Source organism: Streptomyces virginiae (assembly GCF_000720455.1).
GTDB lineage: Bacteria > Actinomycetota > Actinomycetes > Streptomycetales > Streptomycetaceae > Streptomyces > Streptomyces virginiae.
The window spans coordinates 1-16,491 of record NZ_JOAK01000042.1 but is presented as its reverse complement, the minus strand read 5'-3'; the positions used below and the strand labels follow the sequence as shown (position 1 = coordinate 16,491).

The window sequence follows — 16,491 nt, the reverse complement described above, 5'->3', positions numbered from 1 at the left end:
CCGACCCCCGGCAACGGGGTTGACCTGGGGGAGGCTGGGGAGGCCATGCGCTTTCGCGGGAAGTCCATCCGCCGGAAGATCGTGGCGTTGCTCCTTGTGCCGCTCGTCTCCCTGACCGCCCTCTGGGGCTTCGCCACGGTCATCACGGGCCGTCAGGCCCTCCAACTCTTCGACGTGGCCTACGTCATCGACAAGGTCGGCTACCCCGTCGAGGACGTCGCCCGCGTCATCCAGAAGGAGCGGCGCCAGACCCTCGTCGTCCTGGGAGACCCCCGGGCCGCCACCGCCACCGCCGAACTCGCCAAGCGCCGCGCCGAGACCGACGCGGCCGTCGAGAAGATCAGCGTGAGCGCCCGCGACCCCAAGGTCGTCGACGAGCTCAGCCCGCAGAGCGCCCAGCGCCTGCGCTCGATCGTCTCCGCCTTCCACGGCATCGGCTCCATGCGCCGCTCCGTCGACCAGAACGCCCTCGACCCCGGTCAGGCCCTGGAGCTCTACAACCGGCTCGTCGACCCCTGCTACGACTTCCTCATGAACCTCCACGGCCTCGACAACGTCGAGGTCGACAAGGAGGGCCGCGCGCTCGTCGGCATCAGCCGCGCCCGCGAGCTGCTCTCCCGCGAGGACGCCGTGGTCGCCTCCGCCCTCGCCGCGCGCAACATCTCCGCCGGCGACGTCCGCCGCGTCTCCGACTTCGCCGCCAACCGCACGCTGCTCTACGAGTTCAACCTCGTGACCCTCCCCGCCGACGACCGGGAGCGCTTCGAGCAGTTCTGGAAGGACCCCCAGACCCAGCCGCTGCGCGAGGCCGAGGAACGCTTCATCTCCGGCGGCGCGGTCAACAAGCCGCGCAACCTCACCGCCGCCCAGTGGGACGAGGCCTCCACCAAGGTCCTCGACGACCTCGCGGACATGAACACCGACGCCGGCGACCGCTACCAGCGGCGCATCGAGCCCGTGGCCATGGACGTCATGATCCAGGCCGCCGGCGCCGGCATCCTCGGCTTCCTCGCCCTCATCGTGTCCCTCGTCCTCTCCGTGCGCATCGGCCGCGACCTGGTCCGCGACCTCTCCCGGCTGCGCAAGGAGGCACACGAGGCCTCCGGCGTCCGGCTCCCGAGCGTCATGCGGCGCCTCGCCGCCGGCGAACACGTCGACGTCGAGACCGAGGCGCCCCACCTCGAATACGAGAAGGACGAGGTCGGCCAGGTCGGCCAGGCCCTCAACACCCTCCAGCGCGCCGCCGTCGAGGCCGCCGTCAAGCAGGCCGACCTGCGCCGCGGCGTCTCCGAGGTCTTCGTCAACCTGGCCCGCCGCAACCAGGTGCTGCTGCACCGCCAGCTGACCCTCCTCGACACCATGGAGCGCCGCACCGAGGACACCGAGGAGCTCGCCGACCTCTTCCGCCTCGACCACATGACCACCCGCATGCGCCGCCACGCGGAGGGCCTGGTGATCCTCTCCGGAGCCGCCCCCTCCCGCCAGTGGCGCAAGCCCGTCCAGCTCATGGACGTCGTACGGGCCGCCGTCGCAGAGGTCGAGGACTACGAGCGAATAGAGGTGCGCCGCCTGACCCGCCTGGGCATCGTCGGGCCGGCCGTCGCCGACGTCACCCACCTCATCGCCGAACTCCTCGAGAACGCCACCGTGTTCTCCCCGCCGCACACCGCGGTCCAGGTGCACGGAGAGCGCGTCGCCAACGGCTTCACCCTCGAGATCCACGACCGGGGCCTCGGCATGACCCCGGAGGCACTGCTCGACGCGAACCTCCGGCTCGCCGAGACCCCCGAGTTCGAACTCTCCGACACCGACCGGCTCGGCCTGTTCGTCGTCAGCCGCCTCGCGCAGCGCCACAGCGTCAAGGTGGTCCTCCAGCCCAGCCCGTACGGAGGCACCACCGCTGTGGTCTTCCTCCCGTCGGCCCTGCTGACCGACGCCCCCGAGACCAGCGGCAGCGGCGTACGGCTGGACGGCCCCCGCGCGGCCAAGTCCGGCAGGGCCGCGAAGGCCGGCCAGATCGGCAGGACGCACTCCGAGCGCCCCGTCACCTCCGCCGTGGAGCGTGCCTCCTCCGGCCGCCCGCTGCCCACCGGCGAACTGCGCGGCCCGGTCGAGCTGGAGGCCCCGCTCGGCGGCCGCGGCCTGGACGGCCTGGACTCCCTCGACGACACCGCCGCCCTCGACGACGGCCCGGCCGTCGCCGCGGGCCGTCCCGGCGCCGGCCGCCCGGCCATGGCGACCCTCGACGACGAGACCCCGCCGAACGGCACCCCGCGCAGCGCCCTGCTCGGCCTGCGCCCGGCGGACCGGCCGCACACCGACCGCCACGCCGAGCGCAACGGCTCGTCGCGCAACGGCTCCTCCCGCAACGGCGACCGCGACCGGGAGCGCGAGCCGCTCGCGCCCACCGGACCGGTCCGGCTGGACACCCAGCGCCTGGAGGCCCCCCGCCCCGACGGCCCCCGCTCCCCGGGAGCCGTACCGCTGCCGCGCCGCCGTACCACCCCGACCCTGGTCGCCGAGCACGGCCGCCGGGTGGATCCCCGCCCGGTGTCCGTGGTCCCGCAGCACGCCCCCGCGGCCGGATCCGACGACACGGAACCCGCCGTCGGCCCGGACACCGGCGGGCTGCCCCGCCGCATCCGCCAGGCCAGCCTGGCCCCGCAGCTCAAGAAGTCCACGTCGTCCGCGCCCGCCGAAGCCGCCCCCGACCAGGTGGCAGACCGCGACGCGGAGGACGTACGCACGCGCATGTCCGCTCTCCAGCGTGGCTGGACGGCGGGCCGCAACCGGCACGCACAGCAGCAGTCCGAGACCGAGGCGGGCACACTCCCCGCCGGCGGTCCCGCGAACGAGAACGAAGGGGACGGTCGATGACCGCACCGCAGACCGGCAACGACACCAGGGGCCGCGGCTCCGGCCCGCTCAACTGGCTCCTCGACGAGCTCGTCGACCGGGTCGGGTCCATCCGCAAGGCGGTGGTCCTCTCCGGCGACGGCCTGCCCACGGGCAGCTCCAAGGACCTGACCCGCGAGGACAGCGAGCACCTGGCGGCCGTCGCGTCCGGGTTCCACAGCCTGGCCAAGGGCGTCGGCCGGCACTTCGACTCCGGCCGGGTCCGCCAGACCGTGGTCGAGCTGGACGAGGCGTTCCTCTTCGTCATGGCCGCGGGCGACGGCAGCTGCCTGGCCGTCCTGGCCGACGCCGACTCCGACGTGGGCCAGGTCGCGTACGAGATGACGCTGATGGTGAAGCGGGTGGGGGACCACCTGGCGACCGCCCCACGCACCGGGCTGCCAGCCGGAGGGTGAGTCGGAAGGCATGAGCGACCCAGGCCAGGACCATCTCGCCGACACTCCCACCGGCATGCCCTTAGACCCGTCCGCCCCAGACCACGCGCACTGGTTCGACGACGACGCGGGTCCCGTCGTACGCCCCTACGCCATGACCCGCGGCCGGACCAGCCACGCGGGCCAGCACCGCCTCGACCTGATCGCCCTCGTCGTCGCCGAACCGGCGGCCGACGATCCGGTCTGGGACATGACCCTCTCCCCGGAACACGCCCACATCCTCGGGCTGTGCCGGGAACGGCCCCAGTCGGTCGCCGAACTGGCGGCCGACCTCGACCTCGCGGTCGGGGTCGTCCGCGTCCTCATCGGCGACCTGGTCGATGAGGAACTGGTCCACGTGACCAGGCCGGTACCCCCGGCAGAACTGCCCGATGAATCCATTCTGCGTGAGGTGATCGATGGCCTTCGGGCGCTTTAGCCGCACCGGTGCCATGCACGCGGTGTCGCCGGTCGAGCCGCTGACCTTGAAGATCCTGGTCGCGGGAGGCTTCGGGGTGGGCAAGACCACCCTGGTCAGCGCGGTCAGCGAAATCAGACCGCTCCGCACCGAGGAACGGCTCTCCGAGCCCGGCGTCGGCGTCGACGACACCGGGGGAGTGGAGGGCAAGAGCACCACGACCGTGGCCATGGACTTCGGACGCATCACGCTCCGCGAGGACCTGGTGCTGTACCTGTTCGGCACGCCCGGACAGGACCGCTTCTGGTTCCTGTGGGACGAGCTGGCCCAGGGCTCCCTGGGCGCCGTGGTCCTCGCGGACACCCGCCGCCTGGCCGACTGCTTCGCTGCGATCGACTACTTCGAGCGGCGCGCGATCCCGTTCGTCGTCGCGGTCAACTGCTTCGACGGCGCGGACCGCCACCCCGTGGTGACCGTACGGACGGCACTCGACCTCGACCCCGGGGTTCCGGTGCTGCTGTGCGACGCACGGGACCGTGAGTCCGTGAAGGACGTGCTGGTGGGGGTCGTGGAACACGCGATGTCCCTGGCGCGCGAGCGGCGCCGGAGCCTGTCCGCCGGAGCCTGAGCCGCACCGGTCCGCGCGACGACAACGGGCGCGGCCCGTACCCCCGCCGACTGGGGTACGGGCCGCAGCTCTCACGGGGGGTTTTCGTGGGCCCGGAGGCGGTGCGGGACCGTGGAGCGAGTGTGAACCCGCCGCCGGGGGCCGTCAAGCACCAGGACGGCACGAGCTGTTCAGCGCACGGCGACGACGGCCGACCCGTGCCCGAACAGCCCCTGGTTGGCGGTGATCCCCGCCCGTGCGCCGGGCACCTGCCGCTCCCCGGCCGTGCCGCGCAACTGCCACGTCAGCTCGCACACCTGGGCGATGGCCTGGGCCGGCACCGCCTCCCCGAACGAGGCGAGCCCGCCACTGGTGTTGACGGGGATCCGCCCGCCCAGGGCCGTCGCCCCCTCCCGCAGCAGCTTCGCCCCCTCGCCCTCGGCGCACAGCCCGATGTCCTCGTACCACTCCAGTTCCAGGGCCGTGGACAGGTCGTACACCTCGGCGAGCGAGAGGTCCTCCGGCCCGAGCCCCGCCTCCTCGTACGCGGCGCGCGCGATCGAGGACCGGAAGGATCCGGCCGCCGGCTCCACGGCCGTCGTCGAGTCGGTGGCGATGTCCGGCAGGTCCAGCACCGTCCGCGGATAGGTGGGCGTCACCGTCGACACCGCCCGGATCCGCACCGGATCGGCCACCCCGCGCGAGCGCGCGAAGTCCATGCTGGTGAGCACCAGCGCCGCGCCCCCGTCGGAGGTCGCGCAGATGTCCAGCAGCCGGAGCGGATCGGCGACCACCGCCGAGGCGGCGACCTCGTCCGCGGTGACGGCCCTGCGGTAGCGGGCGAGCGGATTGAGCCGCCCGGCCGCCGCGTTCTTCACCTTGACCCGGGCGAAGTCTTCCAGGGTGTCCCCGTGGACGGCCATCCGGCGGCGGGCGTAGAGCGCGAAGTACGCCGGGTTGGTCGCGCCCAGCACCCGGAACCGCAACCAGTCCGGATCGTCCGGCCGGTCGCCGCCGGCCGGTGCGAAGAACCCCTTGGGTGCGGCGTCCGCGCCGACCACGAGCACCACCTCGGCCTGGCCCGCCAGGATCTGCGCACGGGCCGCCCCGATCGCCTGGGCCCCGGACGCGCAGGCCGCGTACACGCTGGTCACCCGGGCGCCCTGCCAGCCGAGGGCCCGGGCGAAGGTGGCGCCGGCCACGTAGCCCGGGTATCCGGAACGCACGGTGTCCGCGCCGACGACCGACCCCACGTCCGTCCAGTCCAGGCCCGCGTCCGCGAGCGCCGCCCGCGCCGCGCTGCGCCCGTACTCGACGAAGCTGCGGCCCCATTTGCCCCACGGGTGCATGCCGGCCCCCAGGACGGCCACCTCGGTGCTCACGCGGCCCCTCCCACCGGCTTGAACAGCCAGGTGGTCCAGGTGGTCCCGGCGTCCTCGTGCAGCACGCCGCCCACGACCTCGACCTCCATGCCCACCGCCAGATCGGCGACCCCGACCCCGGGCGCGGCCTGTCCCAGCACGACCATCCCCTCCGCCTCCAGCTCCACCGCGACCAGGGTGTACGGCTCCCAGGGCGCGGCCGGGTCGGACACGTACGGCGCGGGCGGCCGGTAGCGCCCGTCGGTGTAGGACCAGACCCGGCCCCGCGGGGACAGCGGTACCTCGGCCAGCTCCCCGCCGCCGGGGCAGCGCGGGTTGCGGCAGAAGGCGTCCTCGCGGGGGAAGAACACCGCGGTACAGGCCGAGCACCGGGTGCCGAGCAGCCGGAAGCCGCCCCCGTCCGGCGCGTTCTCGGTGAACCACCCGCTCACGACGGGTGTGCGTGTGCGTGCCAAGACCCCTCCCATGCCGAAGAGCTGACGTATCGTCAGAAGTTAGGAGTCTGCCACGGCCGGCCGGCCCGGGTCACCGGTTCTCGGCGAGCCACTTCCGGGCGATCTCGTCCAGCTCGGCGTCCCGCCCGGCCAGCATCATCCGGATCATCCGCGCGTCCCCGCGCAGCGACCACGCCGGGTGTCCGAAGGTGGCCGGATTGTTCCCCTCGATCAGGAAGTGAGCCGGCCAGGCGGTCCCGTACCCGATGAGGGGAAGCGCGGCGAGGTAGCGCCTGCGGCCGCGCGCCACCCCGTAGGCGGTCAGGGCCAGACCGGTGAGCGTGCCGGTGAGGTGCACCCAGCGCGTGGCGGCGCGGGAGTGCATCGCGACGTAGTACGGCCAGAATTCCTCGTACGAGCTGAAAGTCATGCGGGCAAGGTACTCACGGCCGGACCTCGGCGACAGCGACGGGGAAGTCGAAGTACGTGTCCGGGTAGGCCTCCGGCTTGTAGGTGAAGTGCCACCACTCCTCCCTAGGTTCACGAACCCCTGCCCGCCCAGTACCCGTTTCAGCAACTGCCGGTTGGCGCGGGCCGCACCGGTCACCCGCGGATCGTCCGTGTGCGACAACGGATCGAAGAAGTCGAACGCGGTCCCCATGTCGACCTCCCGGCCGGAGAGTTCCACCAGCGTCACGTCGACCGTGCTGCCACGGCTGTGCCCCGACTTCTCCGCGATGTACCCGTCGGGAATCAGCCGGCCGCGCTCCACCCGCGGATAGAACTCCGCCTTGCGCGCCAAGTCGTCCGGACCGTCCTCCTCCCCGGCCCACCGCACGAACCGGTCGACCGCCCGCTGCGGCCGGTAACAGTCGTACACCAGCAGCGAATAGCCCCTGCGCAACAGCACCCGCTGCGCCCGCCGCAACGCCTCGGCCGCCGGCCGGGCCAGCAGGCACTCCGGCTCCTCGTACCCGTCGACCACCCCGCCGGTGAAATTCCGCTCTCCGGCGTACCGGACGTCATGCCGGATGCTCGGATCCACCTCCCGGAGCACCGTGAACCCGGGCGGCGCGGCCGCCCCGCCCGCAAGCAACCCGACCAGCCCCACAACAGCCGTCATCCGCATACCCCTTGGCATACCATCACCGCATGCCGGAACACCTGAGGGACTCGCACTGCTCCACCTGCGGAGCGCCGTACGGTACGACCGCCTGGCCCCGCACCTGCCCGGCCTGCGGAGCCACCGCCTACCGCAACCCCCTCCCCGTGGCCGTCACCCTCCTCCCCGTCGAGGACGCGGACGGCACCGGCCTCGTGGTCATCACCCGGACGATCGAACCGGCCCTCGGCGGCATCGCCCTCCCCGGCGGCTTCATCGACTTCGGCGAGGACTGGCGCGACGCCGTCGTCCGCGAGCTGCGCGAGGAGACCGGCATCACGGCCACCGCGGCGGACGTCACCCTGGCCGACGCCCTCAGCTCCCCGGCCGGCCACCTCCTCCTCTTCGGCCTCCTCCCGCCCCGCCCCGCGCACACCCTCCCCGCCTCGAAGCCGACGGACGAAACCACGGGATGGCACGTCCTGCGCGCCCCCACGACACTGGCCTTCCCCCTCCACACCCAGGCGGCCTCCTCCTGGTTCGCGGGCCGCTACACCTGACCCTCCGGCCCCGCCGGCCTTCGAGGCGCGGGGTCCCGGGCCGAGCCGGTTCCTGAAGCCGCGCCCGTCCGCACCGTCCGGCTACAGCCCCCGCACCACCACCCCCTCCACCGGTGTCCCCGACTCGTCCTCCACCACCACCGTCTCCCCGGCCCACCGCGAGGTGTACCGCTCGACGACGCCCGCCCCGAAGCCCGGCCCCGGGTCCCGGACCACCACCCCGCCGCCCGTACGGCCCCGCGCCGGCGCCCAGACCTCCAGCTCCACCCCGCCCTCCGACGCCGACCCGGACCGCACCGGCAGGACCGCACCCGCCCGCGCCAGCACCGGGATCCGGCCCTGCGGGGCGTCCAGCAGGATCTGGCCCGGCCCCTCGTGCGCCGCCCCGGTCGCGGTGTCGTACCACCGGCCGCGAGGCAGCCGTACCGCCCGCCGGTCCGCCCCGCACTCCAGCACCGGCGCGACCAGCAGCGCGTCACCCAGCAGGAACGAGTCCTCGCAGTCGCGCAGCCGCCGGTCCTCCGGCGCCCCCCACCACACCGGCCGCACGTACGGAGCGCCCGTCCGCCGCGCCATGTGCGCCAGCGTCACGAAGTACGGCCGCAGCCGCTCCCGTTCCGCCATCGCCGCCCGGGCCTGCTCCTCGACCTCCGGCCCGAACTCCCACGGCTCCCGCCGCCCGGCCCAGATCGCCGAGTGCGTGCGGAACAGCGGCAGATAGGAACCGAGTTGCAGCCACCGCACGTACAACTCCGGTGTCGGCGAGCCGCCGAACCCGCCCACGTCCGGCCCCGAGTACGGCACCCCGCACAGGCCCAGCCCCAGCACCAGCGCCAGCGAGGCCCGCAACCCCTCCCAGCTGGTCTCCACATCACCCGACCAGGTGCCCCCGTACCGCTGCATCCCCGCCCAGCCCGACCTGGAGAACAGGAACGGCCGCTCCGCGGGCCGCAGCCGCACGAGGCCCTCCCACCCCGCCCGCGCCATCCCCAGCGCGTACACGTTGTGCCCCTCGCGATGGTCACCGCCCGCCCCGTCCATCGCGTGCCGCGCCGACCGCGGCAGCGTGGAGTCCCCGAACGCCGCGAAGGACACCGGCTCGTTCATGTCGTGCCAGAAGCCGGAGAAACCCTGCGCGAGCCGCTCCTCGTACAGCCCGCCCCACCACTCCCGCACCACCGGATCCGTGAAGTCCGGATAGGCGCACTCGCCCGGCCAGACCTCCCCCCGCACCTCCTGGCCGCGCGCGTCCCGTACGAACGCGCCCCCCGACCCCACCGTCAGCCCGGCCGCGTGCAGCGCGTCACCCGCCTTGACCGCCGGATCCACGATCGAGACGAGCCGCACCCCCTTCTCCCGCAGCTCCCGCGCCAGACCCGGCAGATCCGGGAACCGCTCCTCGTCCACCGTGAACACCCGGTGCCCGTCGTAGTGGTCGATGTCCAGGTGTACGGCCGACAGCGCGAGCCCGCGCGACGCGTACCCGGCGACCACCCGACGCACCTCGGCCGCGCTCCCGAACCCCCACCGCGCGTGCTGGTACCCCAGCGCCCACTGCGGCGGCACCGCGGCCGAGCCCGTCAGCCCCGACCAGCCCTGGAGCACCCGGGCCGGCGTCCCCACCAGCAACCAGCACCGCAGCGGCCCGCCCTCCATGCGCAGTTCGCTCGTCCCCGGACGGTCCGGCCCCGACCCCACGCCCTCCTCGCCCTCGCGCAGCACCACCCGGCCGTCCCAGCAGTTGTCGTGGAACACCAGGTGCGTCCCCGCGTCCGCCACCACCATCTGCACCGGCATGGTGAGGTACAGCGGATCGACGCCGGGCCCGAAGCCCCCCTTCGGATCCGTGTTCCACAACCGGTACACCCCGTCGCGCAGCCTCGGCCCCGCGGCCCGCCCACCGAGCCCGAAGAACCGCGCGTCCGCCGGCACCTCACTGCGCACCACCCACCGAGCCCCGCCGGCGCCCCCACCCGAGGCCACCCCGGGCCCGCCGTCACGAGCCCCGACCGCACCGGAGACCGCCCCCGCCCCTCCCTCTGCGACGGCCGCCCCCGGCCCACGGGAAGCGCTCCCCGCTGCGCCGCTACCGGCACCGTCCTCGCCGGGAGCGGTCCATGGTCCGCCGGGGTGCGCCGCTTCCCCCGCGCGACGCGTCCCGGCGCGACCGGCCCCCTCCGCGGCCTCCCCGGCGAGGGCGACCGGCTCCCACCACCGCGGCGGCGACTCACGCCGCAGCACCGTCCCGCCCGGGGTGCGCACCTCCACCGCCCCGTGCCGGGACACCGCCACCGTCACCCGCTCCGACACCACCCGCCAGCCGCCCCCGGTGTCCGGCTCCAGCACGGCCCGCAGGTCCGGTTCGGGCCCGCTCCCCACCACCGCGTACGACGGCGTCGCCCCGGCCCCGTCCCAGGCCCAGAACACCACCCCGCCCGCCATCACCCGCACCACCAGTTCCGAGCGGGCGAACCGCAGCACCCCACCGCCCGGCCGGGGCTCCGTACCGGTCAGCAGCCCCGGCACCCGCGCCCGCTCCGCGCCCCGGCGCGGGAGCCCCACCGCGTCCGCGCGCCGCCGGCGCCACGCCGAGAGCCAGGCGCGCCGACCGCGCTCCGTACCGATGTCCATCACCGCACGCACCAGATCACGACCGTCCATGCCGATCACCCTGCCACCGGCCCCCGGCCGAGGGGACGGCGTTCAACTGCCGTTCACCCGCCGGCGCGACCCGGCGGCCACCGGCGGCATCCCCCGGCCGGCCACCCGACAGGCCAGGTCCGCCCTGGTGCAGCCGTCGATCACATGGCATCGTCCCTGTGAGCCGCCGCGCGCGCACCCCCCGCGCGATGGCACCGTACGCACACGAAGCGCGAGCCGCAGACTTGACCGGGAGCCGACCCATGACCTCAGCCACCCAGCCGGAACCCCTCTGGGCGCCGGGCCCCGACCGGATCTCCGCGGCCCGGATCACCGCCTTCCAGGCCTGGGCCGCAACGCGCTTCGGAGCCCCGGCGGAAGGCGGCTACCCCGCCCTGCACCGCTGGTCCGTCGACGAGCTCGACACCTTCTGGCAGGCCGTCGCCGAATGGTTCGACGTCCGCTTCACCACCCCGTACGAGTCCGTCCTCGCCGACCGGTCCATGCCCGGCGCGCAGTGGTTCACCGGAGCCACCCTCAACTACGCCGAGCACGCGCTGCGCGCCGCCGAGGATCCGGCCCGCGCCGACGACCCCGCCCTGCTGTACGTCGACGAGACCCACGAACCCGTCCCCGTCACCTGGGCCGAACTCCGCCGCCGGGTCGGCTCCCTCGCCGCCGAGCTGCGCGCCCTCGGCGTACGCCCCGGCGACCGCGTCAGCGGCTACCTCCCCAACATCCCCGAGGCTGCCATGGCCCTCCTCGCCACCGCCGCGGTCGGCGGCGTGTGGACCTCCTGCGCCCCCGACTTCGGCGCCCGCAGCGTCCTCGACCGCTTCCAGCAGGTCGAGCCCGTCGTCCTGTTCACCGTGGACGGCTACCGCTACGGCGGCAAGGAACACGATCGCCGCGAGGCCGTCGCCGAACTCCGCGCGGAGCTGCCCACCCTGCGCGCCGTCGTCCACATCCCGCTCCTCGGCACGCCCGCGCCCGAGGGCGCCCTCGAGTGGTCCGCGCTCACCGCCGCCGACACCGAGCCCGTCTTCGAGCCGGTGCCGTTCGACCACCCCCTCTGGGTGCTCTACTCCTCCGGTACGACCGGCCTGCCCAAGGCCATCGTCCAGTCCCAGGGCGGCATCCTCCTCGAACACCTCAAGCAGCTCGGCCTGCACTGCGACCTCGGCCCGGAGGACCGGTTCTTCTGGTACACCTCCACCGGCTGGATGATGTGGAACTTCCTCGTCTCCGGACTCCTCACCGGCACCACCGTCGTCCTCTACGACGGCAGCCCCGGCCACCCGGACACGGGCGCCCAGTGGCGCATCGCCGAACGCACCCGCGCCACCCTCTACGGCACCTCCGCCGCCTACGTCATGGCCTGCCGCAAGGCCGAGGTCCACCCGTCCCGCGACTTCGACCTCTCCGCCGTGAAGTGCGTGGCCACCACCGGTTCCCCGCTGCCGCCCGACGGCTTCCGCTGGCTCCACGACGAGGTCGCCGAAGACCTCTGGATCGCTTCCGTCAGCGGCGGCACCGACGTCTGCAGCTGCTTCGCGGGCGCCGTCCCCACCCTCCCCGTGCACATCGGCGAGCTGCAGGCGGCCTGCCTCGGCACGGACCTCCAGTCCTGGGACCCCTCGGGCAAGCCGGTCACCGGCGAGGTGGGCGAACTCGTCGTCACCAACCCCATGCCGTCCATGCCGATCCACTTCTGGAACGACCCCGACGGCAGCCGCTACCGCGACAGCTACTTCGAGATGTTCCCCGGCGTCTGGCGCCACGGGGACTGGATCACGATCACCGACCACGGATCGGTGATCATCCACGGACGCTCCGACTCCACGCTCAACCGCCAGGGCGTCCGGATGGGCTCCGCCGACATCTACGAGGCCGTCGAACGACTCCCCGAGATCAAGGAGTCCCTGGTCATCGGCCTGGAGGAGCCCAACGGCGGCTACTGGATGCCGCTCTTCGTCCACCTCGCCCCCGGCGCCGCCCTGGACGACGACCTGCGCGCCCGGATCAAGGCGACGATCCGCGAGGAACTCTCCCCGCGCCACGTCCCCGACGAGGTCATCGAGGTACCGGGCATCCCGCACACCCTCACCGGCAAGCGCATCGAGGTCCCCGTCAAGCGGCTCCTCCAGGGCACACCGCTGGCCAAGGCGGTCAACCCGGGTTCCGTCGACAACATCGACCTCCTCGGCTTCTACGAGGAGCTGGCCCGCACCCGCACCCGAGACTGAGGTCACTGTCAGTGGTCATGGTTACGCTGAGTGAGCAAGTGTTCGCACTCAGGGGGAGCCAGCCATGCCACACGACAACGACACCGGTACCCACCGGACCCGCAGCAATCCCGGTCACCGCAGTACCCGCACTACCCGCGGCACCCGCAGCGCCCACCGGCGCCGCGCGCTGCGCCGCGAGGTCCCCGGAACCGTCGGCCTCCTGGCCGACGCCGGGGACTTCGCGGCCATGTGCGGCTACCGCACCTTCGGCTTCGACCGCCCATCCGACTACGCCGACTACCTCCACCACGTCGACGGCCTGCTCCGGTCCTTCGCGGCCCGGGGCATCCACACCACCGTGGCGCTCTTCGACCCCGACGAGTACGCCGAGTACTGCGGGGAACACGGGCTGGACCCGGACACCTCCGAGACCCGCACCCGCTTCACCGCCGAGCTCGCCGGCAGCGGGACCGTCCTGCCCTACACCGGCCAGCCCATCGACGAACTCGTGCCGCTCCTCGTCGACGAAGCCGTCCGCCACGCCACCTGGGAGTACGCCACCGCCGTCCTCGCCGGGGTGGGCCGCTGCGCGGACTGCGGCGAGGACATCGGCCACGCCTCCTTCGATCGCGCCGCCGACGCGCTCAAACGCCTCGTGGCCGGCGCCGGCCCAGGCCACCACCACTTCGTCTGCAGCGTCCCCACCGAGGACGAGCAGCTCGTCGCGGTCCTCCACGCCGACACCACCGGCGACCCGGACACCCCGCCGCGCATCGAGGGCCGCGAGAGCCTCGACTTCGTGACGGTCCTCGCCGCGGGCCTCGCCCTCGGCGGCCCCGGGGGACTGGTCGTACGCAGCACCACCGAGGGCCATCGCGACCGGGTCCACGGCTGGCGCCTGGACCGCGGCCGCCTCACGGCCCTCTCGGCGGCCGCCGTCTTCAACGCGTACTGCACCGACGCCGACACCGGAGACCTCGTCGCCCCCGAACCGGGCGTCGAGTACTGCCCCGGTTACGAGGTCGACGCCCCAGGCCCGCACCACTGAAAAGCCGTGGGGCCCCCGCCACCGGCGGGGGCCCCACGAACCACACGACACGCCTTCCGGCTACTCGCCGGAGAGCACCGCCTGGGCGGCCACGCGGGCCTCCTCGGCGCTGTCCGCCGCACGCGCCGCCGCGGCGGCACGCTCGCACTGCGCCAGCGTGTGCTTGGCGAGCGTCGCCCGGACGTAGGGGATCGACGCTGCACCCATCGACAGGGAAGTGACACCCAGACCGGTCAGCACACAGGCCAGCAGCGGGTCGGAGGCGGCCTCGCCACAGACACCGCAGCTCTTGCCCTCGGCCTTGGCCGCCCCGGCCGCCATGGCGATCAGGTCGAGCAGCGCGGGCTGCCACGGGTCCTGGAGCCGGGAGACGGCGCCCACCTGACGGTCGGCGGCGAAGGCGTACTGCGCCAGGTCGTTGGTGCCCAGCGACAGGAACTCGACCTCCTGCAGGATCGAGCGCGCACGGAGCGCGGCGGAGGGGATCTCCACCATCGCACCGAACTTCGCCTGGAGACCGGCCTCGCGGCAGGCGTCGGCGAAGGCCTTCGCGTCGGCGCGGTCGGCCACCATCGGGGCCATGACCTCAAGGTGGACCGGCAGGCCCTCGGCCGCCTTCGCCAGCGCGGTGAGCTGCGTACGCAGCACCTCCGGGTGGTCCAGGAGCGAGCGCAGCCCCCGCACGCCCAGCGCCGGGTTCGGCTCGTCCGCCGGAGTCAGGAAGTCCAGCGGCTTGTCGGCGCCCGCGTCGAGCACCCGTACGACGACACGCCCCTCGGGGAAGGCTTCGAGCACCTTGCGGTAGGACTCGATCTGCTTGTCCTCGGACGGAGCCTTCTTGCTGTCGTCCAGGAACAGGAACTCGGTGCGGAACAGGCCCACACCCTCGGCCCCGGCCTCGACGGCCGCCGGCACGTCCGCGGGACCGCCGACGTTGGCCAGCAGCGGCACCCTGTGACCGTCGGAGGTCGCACCGGGACCGGACGAGGCGGCCAGCGCCGCCTTGCGCTCGGCGGCCGCGGCCTCCAGCTCGGCCCGCTTCTCCGCGGACGGGTCGACGAACAGATCGCCCGTGCTGCCGTCCACCGCGATCATGGTCCCCTCGGCGATCTCGCCGGCACCCGGCAGAGCCACGATCGCCGGCACGCCCAGCGCCCGGGCGAGGATCGCGCTGTGGCTGGTCGGCCCGCCCTCCTCCGTCACGAAGCCGAGGACGAGAGCCGGGTCGAGCAGTGCGGTGTCGGCGGGGGCCAGGTCCCGCGCGATCAGCACGTACGGCTCGTCGCTGTCGGGCACGCCCGGCATCGGCACGCCGAGCAGCCGCGCCACGATCCGGTTCCGCACGTCGTCCAGGTCGGCCACCCGGCCGGCCATGTACTCGCCGGCGCCCGCGAGCAGGTCGCGGTAGGCGGCGAAGGCGTCGTACACACCGCGCTCGGCCGTGCTGCCGACGGCGATCCGCCGGTCCACGTCCGCCATCAGCTCGGGGTCCTCGGCGATCATCGCCTGGGCCTCGAGCACGTGCTGGGCCTCGCCACCGGCCAGCTGGCCACGCGCGATCAGGTCGGCCGCCACGGCGCTCACGGCCTGGCGGGCGCGCCCCTGTTCGCGCGCCGCCTCATCGGCGGTGATCTGCCTGGCCGGCGGTTCGAGGACCGCCGTACCCATGTGCCGCACCTCGCCGATCGCCACCCCGTGGCTCACGCCGACGCCTCGCAGCGTTGTCTCCATTTCACCCTTCTCCGATTGGGCGGCGGGCCTGGCCGCCGCGATGGATGTCCGTCACGCCCGTGCGGGGCGGAAGGCTCACTGCCAGCTGAAGAGGACTTCGTCAGCCTTCACGTCGCCGGACTCGACGACGTCGGACAGGGACTCGGCGGTCGCCTCGAGCGCCACGACGGGGCAGATCGGGGACTTGCCGAGGGCCTCGACGGCAGCGGGGTTCCAACGGATGACTGCCTGGCCGCGGGTCACGGTGTCGCCCTTGTTGACGAGCAGCTCGAAGCCCTCGCCGTTGAGCTGGACCGTGTCGATGCCGAGGTGCGTGAGTACACCGTGACCCTCGCCGTCGACGACGACGTACGCGTGCGGGTGCAGGGAGACGACCACACCGTCGACGGGGGACACCGCCTCCGAGGGCTCGCGCACGGGATCGATGGCGGTGCCCGGTCCCACCATCGCGCCGGAGAACACCGGGTCCGGCACTGCCGCGAGTCCGATGGCGCGCCCGGCAAGTGGGGACGTCACGCTGGTCATGGGGGGCCTCCCAGGGGTGGGGCTCTTGTGTCGCCGTCACAGCCTGTTGCGAACGGCGTACTCTTCAGAAGGATAAGTCACTAGATGTGCGGGTTCGTCCGATGTAGGTCCCGATCCGGACTGGGTCCTTCGGCACGGAGACTAGTGGACTAGACCGGTGGACTAGACCATACGCCTGAATCGATTTGCTTGGGCACCCCCGGGCCTGTACTGTCGTGACTCCCGCCAGGACGCCCCGCGTGAACATCTCGCGAACGGCAGATGGACGGGCATCCTCCTCTTCAGCTTCGATCTCGATCTCTACCCCTCATTCGCATGCCCATTCGGGAAAGCGGCGAGTGGTCAGGGAGAAGGAAAACCGCTGATAGAGTCGGAACCGCCGGAAAGAGAAACGCGAAAGCGAAAACCTGGAAAGCGGCCGAGGAAATCGGACACGAAAGAGTCTGATAGAGTCGGAAACGCAAGACAGCAGAACGAAAGCCCGGAG

At 73.3% G+C, this 16,491-nt stretch carries 13 protein-coding genes and 1 pseudogene; 7 read left to right on the top strand and 7 right to left on the bottom strand.

Annotated features, from left to right (window positions below; all coding sequences use genetic code 11):
• The first annotated feature begins 45 nt into the window (after positions 1-45).
• The 4 genes from IG86_RS0135340 to IG86_RS0135325 are packed head-to-tail and all read left to right on the top strand — an operon-like array spanning position 46 to position 4,375.
• A complete protein-coding gene (locus IG86_RS0135340) occupies positions 46-2,877 on the top strand; it encodes a sensor histidine kinase (RefSeq protein ID WP_078906145.1) in 2,832 nt (943 codons plus the stop codon).
• Positions 2,874-3,311 carry a roadblock/LC7 domain-containing protein gene (locus IG86_RS0135335; protein ID WP_030016314.1) on the top strand — a complete coding sequence of 146 codons (438 nt, stop codon included), beginning with the start codon at positions 2,874-2,876 and terminating at the stop codon, positions 3,309-3,311. The genes IG86_RS0135340 and IG86_RS0135335 overlap by 4 nt, the downstream gene beginning before the upstream one ends.
• Positions 3,312-3,366: 55 nt before the next feature.
• Positions 3,367-3,768 carry a DUF742 domain-containing protein gene (locus tag IG86_RS0135330; RefSeq protein WP_030902344.1) on the top strand — a complete coding sequence of 134 codons (402 nt, stop codon included), beginning with the start codon at positions 3,367-3,369 and terminating at the stop codon, positions 3,766-3,768.
• Complete coding sequence (locus IG86_RS0135325) at positions 3,749-4,375, top strand: GTP-binding protein (protein WP_030016310.1); 627 nt, start codon at positions 3,749-3,751, stop codon at positions 4,373-4,375. The genes IG86_RS0135330 and IG86_RS0135325 overlap by 20 nt, the downstream gene beginning before the upstream one ends.
• Before the next feature lie 170 nt (positions 4,376-4,545).
• On the opposite strand, the gene IG86_RS0135320 is transcribed toward IG86_RS0135325, so the two are convergent.
• The 4 genes and pseudogenes from IG86_RS0135320 to IG86_RS39430 form a co-directional block, all read right to left on the bottom strand.
• Positions 4,546-5,736 carry a lipid-transfer protein gene (locus IG86_RS0135320; protein WP_030832438.1) on the bottom strand — a complete coding sequence of 397 codons (1,191 nt, stop codon included), beginning with the start codon at positions 5,734-5,736 and terminating at the stop codon, positions 4,546-4,548.
• Complete coding sequence (locus tag IG86_RS0135315) at positions 5,733-6,191, bottom strand: Zn-ribbon domain-containing OB-fold protein (RefSeq protein ID WP_234349062.1); 459 nt, start codon at positions 6,189-6,191, stop codon at positions 5,733-5,735. The genes IG86_RS0135320 and IG86_RS0135315 overlap by 4 nt, the downstream gene beginning before the upstream one ends.
• Before the next feature lie 70 nt (positions 6,192-6,261).
• Positions 6,262-6,600, bottom strand: a complete 339-nt coding sequence (locus IG86_RS0135310) for an Mpo1-like protein (protein ID WP_030832432.1) — start codon at positions 6,598-6,600, stop codon at positions 6,262-6,264.
• Between the two features lie 13 nt (positions 6,601-6,613).
• Positions 6,614-7,299, bottom strand: a pseudogene (locus tag IG86_RS39430) (M15 family metallopeptidase).
• Positions 7,300-7,322: 23 nt separating this feature from the next.
• Between IG86_RS39430 and IG86_RS0135300 the strand changes: the two are divergent.
• Complete coding sequence (locus IG86_RS0135300; RefSeq protein WP_030902339.1) at positions 7,323-7,832, top strand: NUDIX domain-containing protein; 510 nt, start codon at positions 7,323-7,325, stop codon at positions 7,830-7,832.
• A gap of 81 nt (positions 7,833-7,913) precedes the next feature.
• On the opposite strand, the gene IG86_RS0135295 is transcribed toward IG86_RS0135300, so the two are convergent.
• Complete coding sequence (locus IG86_RS0135295) at positions 7,914-10,493, bottom strand: glycoside hydrolase family 31 protein (protein ID WP_030832424.1); 2,580 nt, start codon at positions 10,491-10,493, stop codon at positions 7,914-7,916.
• Between the two features lie 242 nt (positions 10,494-10,735).
• Between IG86_RS0135295 and IG86_RS0135290 the strand changes: the two genes are divergently transcribed.
• Both IG86_RS0135290 and IG86_RS0135285 read left to right on the top strand, forming a co-directional pair.
• Positions 10,736-12,718 (top strand): acetoacetate--CoA ligase, encoded by a 1,983-nt coding sequence (locus IG86_RS0135290; protein ID WP_030832422.1) that lies wholly within the window; start codon positions 10,736-10,738, stop codon positions 12,716-12,718.
• Positions 12,719-12,782: 64 nt separating this feature from the next.
• Entirely contained in the window at positions 12,783-13,748 is a 966-nt protein-coding gene (locus tag IG86_RS0135285) for a hypothetical protein (protein ID WP_045937055.1), read from the top strand.
• Between the two features lie 60 nt (positions 13,749-13,808).
• Here the strand turns inward: IG86_RS0135285 and ptsP are convergent, their stop codons facing one another.
• Entirely contained in the window at positions 13,809-15,479 is a 1,671-nt protein-coding gene (gene ptsP, locus IG86_RS0135280; RefSeq protein WP_030832415.1) for a phosphoenolpyruvate--protein phosphotransferase, read from the bottom strand.
• 75 nt (positions 15,480-15,554) lie between these two features.
• Positions 15,555-16,004, bottom strand: a complete 450-nt coding sequence (locus IG86_RS0135275) for a PTS sugar transporter subunit IIA (RefSeq protein WP_030663814.1) — start codon at positions 16,002-16,004, stop codon at positions 15,555-15,557.
• Positions 16,005-16,491: the final 487 nt, after the last annotated feature.